General features: G+C 45.4%; 17 protein-coding genes. 4 read left to right on the top strand and 13 right to left on the bottom strand.

The features are described from left to right. Positions 1-3: 3 nt before the first annotated feature. The 3 genes from CGZ90_RS11940 to CGZ90_RS11930 form a co-directional block, all read right to left on the bottom strand. Complete coding sequence (locus tag CGZ90_RS11940; RefSeq protein ID WP_094252732.1) at positions 4-1,029, bottom strand: ABC transporter permease; 1,026 nt, start codon at positions 1,027-1,029, stop codon at positions 4-6. 1 nt (position 1,030) lies between these two features. Next, positions 1,031-1,891: an ABC transporter permease family protein gene (locus CGZ90_RS11935; RefSeq protein WP_094252731.1), complete on the bottom strand. Its 861-nt coding sequence runs from the start codon at positions 1,889-1,891 to the stop codon at positions 1,031-1,033. Between the two features lie 211 nt (positions 1,892-2,102). Next, on the bottom strand, positions 2,103-2,525 hold the full coding sequence (locus CGZ90_RS11930) for an immunoglobulin-like domain-containing protein (RefSeq protein ID WP_094252730.1): 423 nt from the start codon (positions 2,523-2,525) through the stop codon (positions 2,103-2,105). 144 nt (positions 2,526-2,669) lie between these two features. Here CGZ90_RS11930 and CGZ90_RS11925 point away from each other — a divergent pair, with 144 nt between their 5' ends. Further along, positions 2,670-2,879 carry a hypothetical protein gene (locus tag CGZ90_RS11925; RefSeq protein ID WP_094252729.1) on the top strand — a complete coding sequence of 70 codons (210 nt, stop codon included), beginning with the start codon at positions 2,670-2,672 and terminating at the stop codon, positions 2,877-2,879. A 42-nt stretch (positions 2,880-2,921) separates the two neighbouring features. On the opposite strand, the gene CGZ90_RS11920 is transcribed toward CGZ90_RS11925, so the two are convergent. After that, positions 2,922-3,425, bottom strand: a complete 504-nt coding sequence (locus CGZ90_RS11920; RefSeq protein WP_094252728.1) for a YwgA family protein — start codon at positions 3,423-3,425, stop codon at positions 2,922-2,924. A gap of 28 nt (positions 3,426-3,453) precedes the next feature. Next, positions 3,454-4,737 (bottom strand): HD domain-containing protein, encoded by a 1,284-nt coding sequence (locus CGZ90_RS11915; protein WP_094252727.1) that lies wholly within the window; start codon positions 4,735-4,737, stop codon positions 3,454-3,456. Positions 4,738-5,164: 427 nt separating this feature from the next. On the opposite strand from CGZ90_RS11915, the gene CGZ90_RS11910 reads away from it, so the two are divergent. The 3 genes from CGZ90_RS11910 (at position 5,165) to CGZ90_RS11900 (ending at position 7,636) form a co-directional block, all read left to right on the top strand. After that, positions 5,165-5,965, top strand: coding sequence for a class I SAM-dependent methyltransferase (locus CGZ90_RS11910; RefSeq protein ID WP_094252726.1), 801 nt, complete (start codon positions 5,165-5,167; stop codon positions 5,963-5,965). After that, positions 5,965-6,801, top strand: a complete 837-nt coding sequence (lipL, locus tag CGZ90_RS11905; protein WP_094252725.1) for an octanoyl-[GcvH]:protein N-octanoyltransferase — start codon at positions 5,965-5,967, stop codon at positions 6,799-6,801. The genes CGZ90_RS11910 and lipL overlap by 1 nt, the downstream gene beginning before the upstream one ends. Before the next feature lie 310 nt (positions 6,802-7,111). Continuing rightward, complete coding sequence (locus CGZ90_RS11900) at positions 7,112-7,636, top strand: hypothetical protein (RefSeq protein ID WP_094252724.1); 525 nt, start codon at positions 7,112-7,114, stop codon at positions 7,634-7,636. 43 nt (positions 7,637-7,679) lie between these two features. Here CGZ90_RS11900 and CGZ90_RS11895 read toward each other — a convergent pair whose 3' ends face one another. From CGZ90_RS11895 to pta, 8 genes are all read right to left on the bottom strand, one after another. Next, positions 7,680-8,813 (bottom strand): hypothetical protein, encoded by a 1,134-nt coding sequence (locus CGZ90_RS11895; RefSeq protein WP_094252723.1) that lies wholly within the window; start codon positions 8,811-8,813, stop codon positions 7,680-7,682. Beyond that, positions 8,810-9,682, bottom strand: a complete 873-nt coding sequence (locus tag CGZ90_RS11890; protein WP_094252722.1) for an ABC transporter ATP-binding protein — start codon at positions 9,680-9,682, stop codon at positions 8,810-8,812. Before CGZ90_RS11890 ends, CGZ90_RS11895 begins: the two co-directional genes overlap by 4 nt. After that, a complete protein-coding gene (locus CGZ90_RS11885; RefSeq protein WP_094252721.1) occupies positions 9,672-10,448 on the bottom strand; it encodes a hypothetical protein in 777 nt (258 codons plus the stop codon). The genes CGZ90_RS11890 and CGZ90_RS11885 overlap by 11 nt, the downstream gene beginning before the upstream one ends. Beyond that, entirely contained in the window at positions 10,429-10,989 is a 561-nt protein-coding gene (locus CGZ90_RS11880; protein ID WP_094252720.1) for an RNA polymerase sigma factor, read from the bottom strand. Before CGZ90_RS11880 ends, CGZ90_RS11885 begins: the two co-directional genes overlap by 20 nt. A gap of 138 nt (positions 10,990-11,127) precedes the next feature. Next, entirely contained in the window at positions 11,128-11,499 is a 372-nt protein-coding gene (locus CGZ90_RS11875; protein WP_094252719.1) for an iron chaperone, read from the bottom strand. 22 nt (positions 11,500-11,521) lie between these two features. After that, entirely contained in the window at positions 11,522-12,361 is an 840-nt protein-coding gene (locus tag CGZ90_RS11870) for a DUF4037 domain-containing protein (RefSeq protein ID WP_094252718.1), read from the bottom strand. A gap of 123 nt (positions 12,362-12,484) precedes the next feature. Further along, positions 12,485-13,525: a zinc-binding dehydrogenase gene (locus CGZ90_RS11865; RefSeq protein WP_094252717.1), complete on the bottom strand. Its 1,041-nt coding sequence runs from the start codon at positions 13,523-13,525 to the stop codon at positions 12,485-12,487. Between the two features lie 136 nt (positions 13,526-13,661). Next, complete coding sequence (gene pta, locus CGZ90_RS11860) at positions 13,662-14,633, bottom strand: phosphate acetyltransferase (RefSeq protein WP_094252716.1); 972 nt, start codon at positions 14,631-14,633, stop codon at positions 13,662-13,664. Positions 14,634-14,641 lie beyond the last annotated feature (8 nt).

The raw sequence follows: 14,641 nt of genomic DNA, 5'->3' as shown, positions 1-14,641 counted from the left end.
TCTTTATATACTCATCGAGTCCTTCCGTTCTACAAACACAAATGAATCTTTTTTTGCAGCCGGCATGTCATCCAATGCAGGTATTTTCTTTTTCACCTTCGAAACAGGTTTTCTAATACCTTCATACGCTTTTTGAATTCCACTGAGGATAAAGTTGCCTGCAATGATTGTCAGTGCAAAGAAAAGCATCGGTACAAACGGGATCCATGGATATGCCATAAGCTGCTGATAATATAAACCAAGCATGCCAGACCATTCATGAGATGCGGTGTAAAATTCTTTTCCGTTTAAATCGGTAAAGACGACCGTTCCTCCTAAAAACAATTTAAGGACGCCTAAGTGAGCGAGAAGAATGAGGGTCTGCACAAACTGCTGCATGAACACGATGATCAGCACTGGAAACAGCTGTGGAATGATATGTTTGATGATTACATGTTTGGTGTTCCCGCCAAGCATGCGAGATGTTTGAACATATTCCTCCCGCAGCAAACGCTTTGTTTCATTCGCGATGTAAAAAGAAACCGTCGGTACTGCCAATATCGTCAAAATCAAAATCTCGAAGCTTAATCTCACAGAAAAAGATGGTGCGGAAGTATCTCCGCTATCGAAAACAAGTACGTTCGCCAGTAAAAAATACGCAATCATTGTCATTGGGAGAATACTGAAGCTGTCAAACCATGATTCTAGATAATCGTACCCTTTTTTAACGAAAAAACTAATAATCATCGCGAATATAAGCCCGAATACTATTCGCGCTAATGCAATCACAACAGTCGCACCGATTGTCCATTTTGCTCCTTCTATAACGACATGAAGAAGATCTCTTCCGTTTTGGTCAGAACCGAGAATGAAATCTGAAAAAGGCGGATAAGGCGGTACTTGAACCATTCCATCTTCATCATAACTGAGAATAACCTTCCGGATTTCCCCGTCATTAAAAATGGTGTTCCCGATACTTAAGGCGACCAGGGTGACCAAAAAAAGCAGACCTATAATAAACTTTTTATCTCGTATCAGAAAACGCCACATATCAAGTCCTCTCTTTCAATGCATCAGGTGCAAATAGCTGGAAAGCCTGGATAAAGAGAAATACCGGAATATAAATCAGCAGCAAGCTGACAACAAAGATTTCACTTGTAGGATTTTCTTTTACAAAAAGGAAAATGCCCAGCGAGTTGAAAAAGTACTCGATGATGTAGAGGTTAGACAGCATGAACCAGATTGTCGTTTTCGTAAAAAAGAACAAGCTGAACAGCACATTGATGAACACGTGGCGGTAAAAAACGGCCACCCGGCTTAAGCCTTTTGCTTCTGCTAAAAGGACATAGTCCCGGCGAAATTCTTCTTCAAATCGCACGAGCAGAAGCTTAATAAACATAAGGGTCGTCGGAATGCTCAGCGCGATCATTGGCAGCGCCCTCACTGTGTTGTCACCGATACCTGCCACTTTGACAAACAGCACGCCCGTCACTTGGAACAGCCAGACAACAAAAAGCTGCAATCCTAGAATGATCAGTATATCCGGTATGGATTCAAAAAACGCGATCAGCTGCCTCACTTGATTAAGACGGCGTTCACTTAAACGAATCAAATAATACACCACAATAATCGCCAGCGTAATTGAAAAAAACAATGAGCAGCTGAAGATAATCAATGACTCCTTAAAGCGGATGAAAATTTCAGGGAAAAGCGGACGTACGGTCGTTGAATATGTGATGCTTGCAGGATGAGCTAATTTCGCAGCCACATCCTGAATCGTTTGTATGTATTGCGGAACATTCACAGTCAGATGATTAAACAATCCAGGCAACGAGCCTAAACAAATGATTCCAAATACTGCAAGTGCCAGTTTGAGTAAGCTTTGAAATCCTTCAATTACCGCACGCTGCATCTTTTACCCGCCTTTCATACCAAAAGTAATAATAAGTCATACTTTGGTAACACATTTGTAATTTTTATAATATTTGGAAATTAGTATGAAAGTCAACTGATATAATTTTTGTCCTGCAACTTTTTATGAGAGCGGCAGCAATCGTTTAAACAGTAAACACACGCAAAAAAAACCAGGATAATTCTTCCTCCTGGTTTTCAGCGTCCTCTTATTATTTTAGATTCAGCACAAGCTCTTTCTTGTTCCCATTTCCGCTGAACACCTGCTTGCTGATCCTGTGCTCGCCGTCTTCCTTATTCAGCTCGATTTCCTGTTCAAACGATTTTCCTGGTTCTACAATGACCGCCTGCTCTGTGAACGCCATATCGCTGTTCACGAGTTCCCAGCCGCCCTCTGTCTTCTTTTCCAGTTTATAATGCATTCCTGTTGTCAGCTGTTCTTTCGTATTGTTTGTGATGACGAGCTGCGACTTGCCGCTCCCGCCATCCTCAAGCTTCATCTCCACACCTTGATCCTTCACGACAGGAAAGTATGCTTTTCCCCCGTCTGCTGAGTTCTCTTCCTTACCTGTACTCGTCCCGCAGCCGGCTAACATGAACATAACCGCAGCTAAAAGTATTCCAGCTCTCTTCATGAAACTCATCTCCCTTCTGAAAATTCAATAGTTGAAGTATTTTCATAATAGACGAGATAGGCGACAGAAGTGTTTCACCACTGTAAAAACGGTTTAAAGATTGTTTGTGATGGAGATGCTGTGAACAAGGAGGGGTGTGTGCATATGAACCTATGGGTCGCGATTTTCGTTACAAGCATGATGATGCTTGGATTCGTGATTGGCTATATCGCTAATAAAGTGTACAACCGCAGCGTGCGGCTCGGTTTCATCACCACCCTGGCCGCACTAATCGTTCCTGTGTGTGCCTTTTTAATCATTATTTATTTTTATGGAATCTACCAAGGCGGACACTCTATTAAATTCCGCTGGTAATAGAAAGAGGGTGCCCCTGCGTGCGGGCACCCTCTTTGTTGTTTAGTTTTTCATCTGCATAAGAGATTCAATATAGCTGAAAGCTTCCTGGATCTCTTCATCGCTGTATTTCAGCTTCGCCTTGACGATATGGACTTTCTCGATCACCTGCTCTTTTGTGAGCTTATCAAAATACATGATCGTCGAAACGAGCTCGAGGAAACGCGAAGGCTGTTCGTTCATCGACCGGACACACTGGCCGAGCCCTGGGATTTCTTTCCCGAACGAAGACGCCATCTTGTCGCCCTCTTCATTCAGCATGTAGCGGTATTGCGAATAGCCGCTTACCTTTTCCTTTTCCTCTTGAAGGAAGCCAAGGTTGCACAGTTCCTCGATACGCAGTGTCAGCTCTTCTGAATAAGGGCCGTAAAAATGAAACTGGTATTTCTCCTGAAACGGAAAGCTCAGCTTTTTGGCGATAAACACCATTTTCTGAAGCTTTTTCCGTCCAACAACCTCGCCTGCTTCCTTCAGCATTGTCATGATCTTTAAATGATCATCAAACATTATCCTTTTCCCCCTAACACGGTTCGTTCTATTTATAAAGTATATTTTTTATCTTTTGTTTTACGTTTTCATCATCCATCGCTTCGATCAGCTCGGATGGAAAATACAGCTTATGATCGGTTCTGCGTTTGCCGGAAATCGCCTCTACAACATCCGACTCGCGCGAAAGCTCGCGGATCTCCCCGTTCGGCTTCAGCAGATTGATCGGCAGCCGCTCTTCTTTTTCACCCGGCCGGTAAAAATCGTACGGCAGATCAGATGATGAATCCATGATCAAATAATATTTCGGGTTCAGCCCGGCCTCTTCAAACAGCTTGTACAACTCATGTATGTCGCTGATCGACACCATATCTACGTACTTAAACAGCTTCCGGTTCATAAAACGGCGGCACAGGTCACTCAAGATCTCATCTCTCTCATCCTGCCAAAGAAGAAAATAATGCTGCATGACACCTTCATCAAGGCGGATATAATCCTCAAGCGAGATGTTTCCTTTAAAAAGAGATTCAAAGTGAGTAAGACTTTCACGGAACACGTACCCATCCTCGTAAAGCTCCTTGGCGCGGTGAAGGATCCGGCTCAAGATAACCTCTGCGCTGCGGGTCACCGGATGGAAATATACTTGCCAGTACATCTGATATCGGCTCATTATGTAATCTTCTACAGCATGCATGCCGCTTGATTTGATGACCACGCCGTCCTCGGTCGGACGCATCACGCGCAATATCCGCTCGATATCGAAATTGCCGTAGCTGACGCCTGTAAAGTAAGCATCGCGAAGCAGGTAATCCATCCTGTCGGCGTCAATCTGGCTCGAAATAAGGCTGACAACCAGCTTGTTCGGATACGTTTTCGCGATCACGTCTGCCACTTTATGAGGAAAATCGTCCCCCATAAGCCGGAGTATGCTGTTCACTTCGGTGTCCCCTGTGATGATATCGCGGCTGAACTCTTCGTGATCCACCCCGAACACTTTTTCAAACGAGTGGGAGAACGGACCATGCCCCACATCGTGAAGAAGCGCGGCGCTCAGGACGAGCAGGCGCTCGCTGTCATCCCATTGATCACGGCCATGAAAAATATCCATGATCCTTCTTGTAATCTCATAAACACCGAGTGAGTGGCTGAACCGGCTGTGCTCGGCGCCATGAAAGGTCAGATATGTCGTTCCGAGCTGGCGCACTCGGCGGAGCCGCTGAAATTCGCGTGTGCCGATCAGTTTCCAGATCAATTCGTCCCGGACATGAATATAGCGGTGAACGGGATCTTTAAATACCTTCTCTTCATGTAACTGCCCTAATGGTTTCGCCATACGGTTCTAGGATACTCCTTTTTTGTCCAGCAGCAGCGGCTTCTAACATGCGTACCGCTTCCGCTTTTCTTATAAACTGGTCATGTAATCATGTATGTGAGATATAATTTGCGAGATATATTGGAGATAAATATTCGGCTAAAAAAAGAAAATCCCTTCTCGCCGGCACTCTGCAGAAGGTTCTCTATCGCTGTTTTTTTCAGATGTGTATTACTGAAGATATACCCTATTGTATCCCCGCCGTAACAGCCCGGCAACAACCTTTTTTCGCCATACGTGCAACATTCCTTTAATAGCGCGCCTTCATCGAATTGTAAATTTTTTCGGGCTGAAAAATGGTATCATATAGAATGATTATTGATAATAAAATGCTGTCCATACTGTAAAGATACAGGACGGACGCCGCTATATAGCTGGAGGAATGAACATGGATACAGAACGCAGGGAGTCAAACGGACAGGCATGGAACAAAAGCGCTTATAACGCATGGAGCAACCGTTTCGGCACGCCTGAAAAAGCAGCGGCTAAAATCGCGAAAGATCCGCTGAAAAGGCTTGAGCCCCTTGATCAATATATTGGAGATGTAAAAGGAAAAAAAGTCGTGAACCTGCTCGGCTCACACGGAAGCAAAGCGGTTGCGCTCGCACTGCTCGGAGCCGACACGACTGTCATCGACATCTCTGAATCAAACGCTGCATATGCACGTGAATTGGCGGATGCCGCAAATGTACCGCTGCGTTACGTGGTTGAGGATGTGCTGGCTCTGCCTGATGCAGAGCTGACCGGCGATTACGATCTAGTATTTACCGAGCTCGGCATCCTGCACTATTTTACCGACTTAAAACCGTTCTTCGCCGTTGCGGCACAGCTGCTGAAAAAGGGCGGAAAACTTGTGCTGCAGGACTTTCATCCGGTTTCAACCAAATTGATTTCGTCACAAGGTAAAAGCCAGGCAGTCCGAAAGCACAAGGTAACGGGTGATTATTTTGATGAGTCACTGGAAACAACAGAAGTGGCCTATTCTAAATTTCTGCCTGAGCTGCGCTACGCGAACGCCGAGGAACGCGCACCTTTCCAAGTGTCGCTCCGTAAATGGACGATCGGGGAAATCGTTACAGCGATCGGCAGCCAAGGCCTTTGGATACAGCAGCTCGTTGAAGAGCCACACGCGGAAGAATTCGACCGCGGCATCCCGAAAACATTCATCATCACAGCGGAGAAGCTGTAATGAACGGGGATCTGCTGCGCCAGCATGTCTGGCGCCTGATCGACCAATCGTTTTTAGGACCGGCGTTTGACGCACGCCAAAGCTTCGCGACCGATGATACGCTGTGTGCGTCTGTCGGAAAAGGCGACGCGCCGTCAACCGCCCGCACGTGGGTGCATCACAATACGATCGTGCTCGGCATTCAGGATGCACGCCTGCCTCATTTGAGTGACGGCATTGCCTTTTTGAATGAGCAGGGCTATCGCGTTATCGTCCGCAACTCTGGCGGCCTCGCTGTCGTTTTGGATGAGAGCGTGCTGAACATTTCTCTTATTTTTGCAGAAAAAGATAATAAGATTGATATTGATTTAGGCTATGACACGATGGTCGAGCTGGTTAAGCGGATGCTGAAGCCATATCGACTTGAGTTCGAGGCACGCGAAATCGCGGGCTCATATTGCCCGGGAAGTTATGACCTGAGCATTGGTGGCCGAAAGTTTGCCGGCATCTCGCAGCGGCGCATGCGCGGCGGTGTCGCTGTGCAGATCTATCTGTGTTGTGACGGCAGCGGATCTGATCGTGCTGCTTTGATCGGTGAGTTTTACAAGCGTGCTTTAAAGGGTGAGCAGACGAAATTCGTTTATCCTGAGATTCGTCCGGAAGTGATGGCATCGCTAAGCGAGCTTGCCGGTGTGAAGATTACGGTGGTCGACATGCTGAAGCATCTGCTCGTTGTGCTCGGCGAGGTTTCTGATGAACTCGTTACCGGGAGCCTTTCTTTGGAAGAGTCCGGCATGATGGCCGCGAATCTGGAGCGGATATGGGAGCGGAATGAGAAGGTGTTTGCGGGGCTTTGATGATTGGCTTGTGGTGCTGGCGAGGCTGATGTCGCGGCGGCGCAAATAAAGCGGCGTTTATGCAAATAAACGTGTCGAAGAATAAATAAAAATTGGTACTGCAAACAAATTTTCAGATCTGCAAATAAACCCTCAGGATTCGCAAATAAAACTTGAAGATTCGCAAATAAACCATCGGAATCTGCAAATAAATGAAATCCTACATGCTGAAAGGGTGTTCTGCTGCCGCAGGACACCCTTTGTTATTTGGCTTCTCAGAAACTTTAACCATTAAATTTCGTCTAATCTTTTTAGAAAGGGCGTGTATCACATGAAAAACGTTATTTTTATACTTTCACTTGCTTTGTTTATGTCGCTGTTTTTTGCATTTGGCTGCAGCAACGGCAGTAATGATGTTTCAGAAAATCAAATTGCCTTCGATCTTATAGCCAGCGAAAAAACGCTGCCTGATACTTTTCATGACATTGCGTTTGAAAGAAAAGAAACGCCTCACTTTCAATATTTAGTAAAAAAAGCCGTTAATACATCTGAATTTGAAGATGCTTGGAACTTATATGCTTTTCAAAATAAAATGCCGAACGTAGACTTGAAGGAAAAAGATGTTTTCTTCATTGGCGTTCATGAGTCTGGGAGCTGTTCACTCAAGATTAAAAATATGAATCTGAGCGCGGACAATAAAACGCTAAATGTACCTTTGACAGTGCCAGACGGTGCATGCACGGATGATGCAACTCCAAGGACGTTTGTAATCGCAATTGATAAGAAAAAAACAAAGAATATAGAGAATGCAGTCATTGTTCAAAGCGGTACAGAGACTAGCGTTCCATTAAAATAAATAGAGAGAAACCCTAGCATCCTAGGGTTTCCCTCCTAATTTTTTAAGCAACCTGCTTCCTGACAATAAGGAATCTCGTAAAATAAACCGCCAGCGCAAGAATTATGATGGATACCGCGATCCCGATATATGGTGCGATTACTGGCATACCAAGCAAACTGACTGATTTAAAGTTCATAAACAATCCTTCTACTTTCATGATGTTTGTAAGGCTGTAGGTAAGCAGCTTATTCACCCAGCCATCCTCCATGCCAAGCATGCTTTCAACGAAAACCGGAAACCCGAACACCACTCCGGCACCAAATAGGGCGATCATTGACGAACGGGATATCATCGATACGATCACAATCACTCCTGCTAGAGCGAGTGTGGCTAGCAAATGAAGCCCCATCTGCATGAAGTGATATTCCGTAAACGTCATACTATACGGTGAGAAATAATACTTGAACGAATACTGAATTGGCAGGTTCCAGCCGTCTGTTCCGTATAAATACGTCCAAACACCAAGGCTGTACAGCTCCCAAACCACAACAACAGCCAGTGAATAAAGAAAGGCAGCATACAGTTTCGCGCGCATTATTTTTTCTCGCCCGTTCTTTGCGCTCAGGATGTAGTTCTCCACACCAGATGACCGTTCGTTCGAATAAATTCCAGCGAGGCCGACCACCAGCAGCAGTCCTGAGAAAACGAGGCCGAACGTGTTGACTGTGTCTACCACTTCCTGCGGTGCGTCATGGTAAGCAAATGTATTGACCTCCACTTTACTGAACATCTGCTTCTCCAGCTTCAGCTTACTGACCGCCGAATCATCGCCTTTAGCTTCCGCTTTCTTAATGCGCTTATCTAGACGTGCCATCGCATTTTTTGCCTGATCAACACTGTTCTGGCTGTAGGCGAGTGTTTCGCCTAGTCCATACTCTACGCGTTCACGTGCGCTTAACACACCTAAATCTTCATTTTCCGGAAGTTTTTTTGTTAATTCCTCATTCAGCTTGTTTGCTTTTTCCAGTTTTCCCGCCGTAAACGGGCCCGCCCACTCGCGATACACCTCTCGATTCGCGCTTCTATCCTCTCTATCAAAAGCATTCAGCGATAAAAACCCAAGCAGGAACACCGCTACGATATAAATCGTTTTCTGCTGAAAAATCTTTTTTAACTCCCACTTGAACAAACTCATGCGCCCACCTCTTCATCAAAGTAATACAAATATAGATCTTCAAGATTAACGGGCACATTGACAGCCTGAGGTGCCGGCTTCTTCTCGGAAATTATTCTCAGATCGATGCCTTCCGCTCTTCTCGTAATATTGCCGACTTTATACGATGCCTGATAAGACGGAATTTCCGCATCACTCGCATCGACGCTCCACACGTTGCTCGCAATGTGTTTCATCAAGTTTTGCGGCGTATCCTTTTGAATGAGCCTCCCATCCTTCATGATTAAAATTTCCTTGGCGATATACTCGATATCTGACACGATATGCGTCGACAGCAGAACGATACGGTCGCTGGCGATCTCGGCAAGAAGATTGCGGAAGCGGATCCGTTCTTTCGGATCGAGACCGGCAGTCGGCTCATCGACGATCAGCACCTTCGGATCGTTCAGCAGCGCCTGCGCGATGCCGACCCGCTGTTTCATCCCGCCAGACAGTTTGCCCATCTTCACCTTCTTGCTCTCAGAAAGGTTCACCATCTCTAGCAGCTCCGCAATCCTTTCCTTTGCCTCCCTTTTTTCCAGCCCTTTTAAACTCGCAATATACTGTAAAAACTTTTCAACGGAAAAGCTTTTATAAAAGCCAATATGCTGAGGCAGATATCCAAGTACATCGCGGTAACGGGCACCCATATCGCTTATGTCTTCACCGTTCAATGAGATGACGCCTGACGTTGGCATCGATACAGCAGCAAGCATTCTCATCAGCGTTGTCTTGCCCGATCCGTTCGCCCCGAGAAACCCGTACACTCCGCTCGTCAGCTCTGTGGTAACGTTGTCGACCGCCTTTTTATCACCAAAAACTTTTGATACGTTCTCTAGTTTAAGCTTCATAGTTTTCTCTCCCGATCGTGATTTTCTTCATTCTCTGTACTCCTATCGCCCAAAGCATGACACCTATTAAAAGGATGGCTATGGCAGTTACTATATCCATTTGCATCACCATTCTTTGAAACTCTTCTCCCTGCAAGAACCCGAAGCAGAAAGCAAACCAGACCGCAGCTAAAGTTCCGCTCGCTATGCTGCTTCTTACATTCATCGCAAAAAGAAACGCGATACCCGTTACAAATACATATGGTATGGTCCAGCATAGCAGCAGTTTAACAACGAGCATCTGCGGATAAAAGCTGGCGAACAACGTGCATAATGCCGCATTGAGTACAAAATTCATAACACCCACCGCAACCAGCCGTGATAAGAAAACTTGGTGAGTATTGTATTTAAGCGACATCTCGAGCTCGACGAGCCCCTCATCCCGGCTTTTAAAAATTTCATAGGTTCCCGTGATAAACGGTAGTGGAGCCAGAATAAAGGCTGTTAAATAAGGATCCGCACTGCGGTCAATCAAAGTGATGGCACCGAGAATAAGGAACAATACGTTTATAACCCAGAACAACGCGCCAAAGTGCATAAGCTCCCGAATACTGTTCTGCAACAGTGACCGGGCACCATTTTGCCATACTAGGAGACTGCTTTTCTTTTTCGGGACGCTCGACATGATGGCGGCAATGGAACGTTCCATCTCATCCTCATCCGGCAGGTCCACTTTATAGAGGCTCAAATAATCCTGAATCTCTTCGTCAAACTGTTCGTTCTTCATCCCGCTCACCTCTGTTCAAGTAAAGTTTCAGCTTCCCAAGCCCTTGCTTGAGTCTCGATTTGACCGTCGGCACACTCGCGTTAGTGATCGATGCGATCTCGGCTATTTTCATATCGTTATAGTATTTAAGGAGGATCGCCTCCCGCTGAAAATCCGGCAGACTCAACAGCGCTTCCTTCACTTCTTTGCGCTTTTCATTTTTTTCAAATATTGATGCCACGCTTTTTCCCTGCTTCATATCCTTTTCAAGCAGCTCATATGTATTCTGGCTGTCTTTATGATTTCTGCTTTTCAGGTAATCTTTGGCGTGGTTGCTTGCTACGGTCAAAAGCCAGCTTTTAAAGTCAGACATCGGCTTATATTTTGACAGCTGGTTCAATGATTTTATGAAGGTCTCCTGTGTCAGGTCCATCGCCAGCTCCTTCTCACCTGTCATCCGGTAAAGAAAGCTGAACACCAGCTTATAATGCCGCCGCACCAGAATTTCCTGGCTCGCCTGGCTCCCGTTTTTTGCCTCCGCAATCAGCTCAGCATCCGTCATACCCTCACCTCCAATAAGCTAACGAGAAAAAATGGAAAAAGATTTAAGGTTTTACTAAATTATACTAATTTTTTTAGGTGTTACGGCAAAATAAAAAAAGAACCCGTACATCAGGTCCTTTTTCCCTTAAACTATTTTTCACTTCCGCCAGAATGTGGTACAGTCGGCTTTTTCCGAAATATTAAACTCAATGATTCTCTCAAGTAATGAAAAATCTACCGGCTTATTCCATGGAAAACGTACGAGCTGCTTGGTATGATCATAGCCAGCCTTCACGATTTCATCAGAAAAATGTTGAATCCCAGCACTTTCAGGAGCAACAGCCAAATGTTGCTTGGCGGTGCTAAATCCAATGATAAATGTCCCATGATCGGTAAACATAGGCTGATTCCAAGCAATTTTCGGTTCTAAATCAGGAAATTTTCCAGCTACCCAACCTAACACTTCTTCAGTTCGTTCTCGATGCTGCGGGTCATCTATCTTTGCTAAAAATTCTTTAAAAACTTCCATGCTGTTCCCTCCTAGATTTACTTTAACTATTCGTGTTCAATTTTACCATCTGCGCTTTTTGCCGAAATTGATCCACATTCATGTCAGGATATTTTTTATCTACAAGGTCATAGACTTCCATAATAAGCTGTTCCATAATCCTTACCGCTTCAGCCGGCGGAGACGTAAATACTCTCTCAAAGCGCTCGGCAGCATTTTTGGGTTTTACCGTCATCCGATTAAGCGTTTTATGCAGCCATTTAAAGCCTGGATGCTGCACATACATACCGTTCAGACCATGCAGGATGCCAAGCAAGTTTTGCTGGACCTGTCCGATCGTTGTAAACAGCAGTAAAGAATCCTTTCGGCTGACAAGCCCGGTCCGATTCATCCAACGCGAACCCATTTCTAGTCGCGATTCGATCATGACTCTTGCTAAATTTTCGGGATAAACCGCTATCTGCTTTTTCAAGGACTCAATGTACTCTCTGCCATATAGCGCAGTTCCCGCTTCAATCGCGGCTATCAGCGCCTGTTCATCTAATGATGACGAGAAATACTCCATCACACAATGGATGGTTTCTTCCACCGTTGAACAGTGGAAACTGCTGATCTCGAACTTCACGCCTTCAGACATATAAGACTCGGACCACTCTTCATCCTCGTATTCAAAATACGAAAGAATATCGCCGTTCATCTGCTGAATCGCGGATTTTCGATCAATATCAGTAGGATCTTCTTGCCAAAAAATGTTGATTTCAATATCAGAGTACTTATCCTGCCATCCGCGCGAGACGGATCCTGCAAGCAGAACCGCTTTCACTTTCGGATTTGCACTGTATATAGCCGCTGCTTCTTCAGCTCGTTTTAAAAAATTGACCATTGTCTTGCTCCTTATAAATAAAATTCATCTTGTTCTTATTTTAAAGGATATTTTTAGTAAATGTATTTTAAAAAACAAAAAGAGCGCATGGAAATTCCATGCGCTTTTACAACTTTTATCGAATCATTCCTCCGGCAGCAAAACAATCTTCCCCAGTTTCCCTGATTTTTTAAAATAAAGCTGAGCATCTCTTGCTTTTTCAAGCGGAAACGTCCGGTCGATAACGGGTACGATTTTCTTATTCGCGATGGCATCAAGCATCTTTTTAAACTCGGACCGCGTCCCTAAAACTGAGCCAAACATAGTGATGTGCTTTAAATACAGCGTTCTCAAATCCAGCTCTGTTTTCTGACCGCCCGCTGAACCTGAAGTGCAGAATTTGCCGCCATTCTTTAACACTTCAAGAGATGTCGCGAACAATGCATCTCCCACGACATCTAGCACGGAGTCTATAGGACCGCCATTCCACTCTATTATTTCTTCTGCAAGAGAGTTTGACTTGTACGACACCACATGTGCTGCACCCAATTCTTTCATTTTGTTTTCTAACGACAAATCGCCAACGACAGCAATGACTCTAGCTCCAAATACGTTAGCTGCTATCTGGACGTTTAACGAACCTACACCGCCGTTTGCTCCTGTAACAAGGATCGTCTCTTGCGGCTTGGCTTGTATTTGCTCGACCATGTGCCACGCCGTCATGCCGCTGACTGAGAACACGGCACTTTCCGTAAAACTTGATAGTGGCATATCAAAGCATAGTTCTGCCGGCCAAACGACATACTCGGCATAACCTCCATCGTATTCCGAACCGATAAAGGACATGTCTTCAGAAATATGTTCTTCTCCTTCTTTTCCGCTCGATGTAAAAGGAAAAAGGACAACATTCTTTTCTAGCATAGCAGGATCCACATCTTTTCCTATTTTCACAACGGTCCCAGTAATATCTGAGCCTGGAACTCTCGGGAATTCCACCCCTTCAGGCCGCCAGCCCGACTTTTCCCCCTTGCCGTATGCTCCTTCTCTCATCCAGATTTCCGTATTATTAATGGCACAAGCCTTTACTTTAACGAGTACTTCATGCGCTTTTGGTTCAGGAATCGGTCTTTCCACGACATCTAATTTATCTACGTCTCCGTAGCCTGTTACAACAACTGCTTTCATATCTATCAATCCTTCTCATAAATTTGCTTCTGCTTCTATTATTCCCAAGTCATCGCCTGAATTCACATGAAAGCTTTCCATTACAGTACATGAAAAAACAGACCCGAGATCAATCGAGTCTGTTTCACGTTTTTTATTATAGTGCCTGCATCGCCGTGATCAGCGCGAGCTTGTACACATCCTCTGCGTTACAGCCGCGTGACAGGTCGTTGACCGGCATGTTCAGTCCTTGAAGAATCGGTCCGATTGCCTCGTAACCGCCTAGGCGCTGCACCATTTTGTAGCCGATGTTCCCTGCTTCAAGGCTCGGGAACAAGAAAACGTTCGCTTCGCCTTTAATCAATGAATCCGGGGCTTTTTTCTGTGCCACAGACGGCACGAACGCTGCATCGAACTGAAGCTCGCCGTCAAACGGGAAGTCTGGGTTCATGTCAGCCAAAAGCTTTGTCGCTTCAACTACTTTTTCCGTTTCAGGAGAGTTCGCAGATCCTTTAGTCGAGAACGACAGCAGCGCTACTTTTGGGTCTATTCCGAAAACGCGTGCCGTGTGCGCGCTCACGACCGCAGACTCAGCAAGATCCTGGCTCGATGGCGAGATGTTGATCGCGCAGTCGGCGAACACATACTTCTCGTCGCCTTTTACCATGATGAACGCGCCGGACGTTTTCTTGACGCCTTCTTTTGTTTTAATGATTTGAAGAGCCGGACGTACCGTGTCAGCTGTTGAATGCGCAGCACCGCTCACTAAGCCATGCGCTTTTCCGGTAAACACGAGCATCGTGCCAAAATAGTTGCCGTCCAGAAGTGCTTTGCGCGCCTGCTCTTCTGTCGCCTTGCCTTTGCGGCGTTCTACAAATGCAGCGACAAGCTCGTCGAAGCCTTCGTATTCTTTTGGATCTAGAATTTGTACGCCAGATAGGTCGTGGCCAAGCTTGCCCGCAAGACCTTCTACTTCAGATACGTTTCCTACTAAAATTGGCTGCAGCACTTTTTCGCTTGCGAGACGGCTCGCCGCTTCCAAAATGCGCTCGTCAGTGCCTTCAGGAAACACGATAATCGGGTTCGCCTGCTGTACTTTATTTTTCAAATCAAGAAATAAATCACTCACAGTAAAAA

It is taken from the genome of Fictibacillus aquaticus (assembly GCF_002245695.1).
Lineage (GTDB): Bacteria > Bacillota > Bacilli > Bacillales > Fictibacillaceae > Fictibacillus > Fictibacillus aquaticus.
This window is presented reverse-complemented; position numbering and strand designations above follow the sequence as displayed.

What these genes read in the sequence shown, in the direction of transcription:
- CGZ90_RS11900 (WP_094252724.1), top strand. Translation starts at nt 7,112, where the DNA reads ATGAAAAACGTTATTTTTATACTTTCACTTGCTTTGTTTATGTCGCTG.
- CGZ90_RS11890 (WP_094252722.1), bottom strand. Translation starts at nt 9,682, where the DNA reads ATGAAGCTTAAACTAGAGAACGTATCAAAAGTTTTTGGTGATAAAAAG.
- CGZ90_RS11880 (WP_094252720.1), bottom strand. Translation starts at nt 10,989, where the DNA reads ATGACGGATGCTGAGCTGATTGCGGAGGCAAAAAACGGGAGCCAGGCG.
- CGZ90_RS11875 (WP_094252719.1), bottom strand. Translation starts at nt 11,499, where the DNA reads ATGGAAGTTTTTAAAGAATTTTTAGCAAAGATAGATGACCCGCAGCAT.
- CGZ90_RS11885 (WP_094252721.1), bottom strand. Translation starts at nt 10,448, where the DNA reads ATGAAGAACGAACAGTTTGACGAAGAGATTCAGGATTATTTGAGCCTC.
- CGZ90_RS11935 (WP_094252731.1), bottom strand. Translation starts at nt 1,891, where the DNA reads ATGCAGCGTGCGGTAATTGAAGGATTTCAAAGCTTACTCAAACTGGCA.
- CGZ90_RS11865 (WP_094252717.1), bottom strand. Translation starts at nt 13,525, where the DNA reads ATGAAAGCAGTTGTTGTAACAGGCTACGGAGACGTAGATAAATTAGAT.
- CGZ90_RS11915 (WP_094252727.1), bottom strand. Translation starts at nt 4,737, where the DNA reads ATGGCGAAACCATTAGGGCAGTTACATGAAGAGAAGGTATTTAAAGAT.
- lipL (WP_094252725.1), top strand. Translation starts at nt 5,965, where the DNA reads ATGAACGGGGATCTGCTGCGCCAGCATGTCTGGCGCCTGATCGACCAA.
- CGZ90_RS11910 (WP_094252726.1), top strand. Translation starts at nt 5,165, where the DNA reads ATGGATACAGAACGCAGGGAGTCAAACGGACAGGCATGGAACAAAAGC.
- CGZ90_RS11940 (WP_094252732.1), bottom strand. Translation starts at nt 1,029, where the DNA reads ATGTGGCGTTTTCTGATACGAGATAAAAAGTTTATTATAGGTCTGCTT.
- CGZ90_RS11870 (WP_094252718.1), bottom strand. Translation starts at nt 12,361, where the DNA reads ATGGTCAATTTTTTAAAACGAGCTGAAGAAGCAGCGGCTATATACAGT.
- CGZ90_RS11895 (WP_094252723.1), bottom strand. Translation starts at nt 8,813, where the DNA reads ATGAGTTTGTTCAAGTGGGAGTTAAAAAAGATTTTTCAGCAGAAAACG.
- CGZ90_RS11920 (WP_094252728.1), bottom strand. Translation starts at nt 3,425, where the DNA reads ATGTTTGATGATCATTTAAAGATCATGACAATGCTGAAGGAAGCAGGC.
- CGZ90_RS11925 (WP_094252729.1), top strand. Translation starts at nt 2,670, where the DNA reads ATGAACCTATGGGTCGCGATTTTCGTTACAAGCATGATGATGCTTGGA.
- CGZ90_RS11930 (WP_094252730.1), bottom strand. Translation starts at nt 2,525, where the DNA reads ATGAAGAGAGCTGGAATACTTTTAGCTGCGGTTATGTTCATGTTAGCC.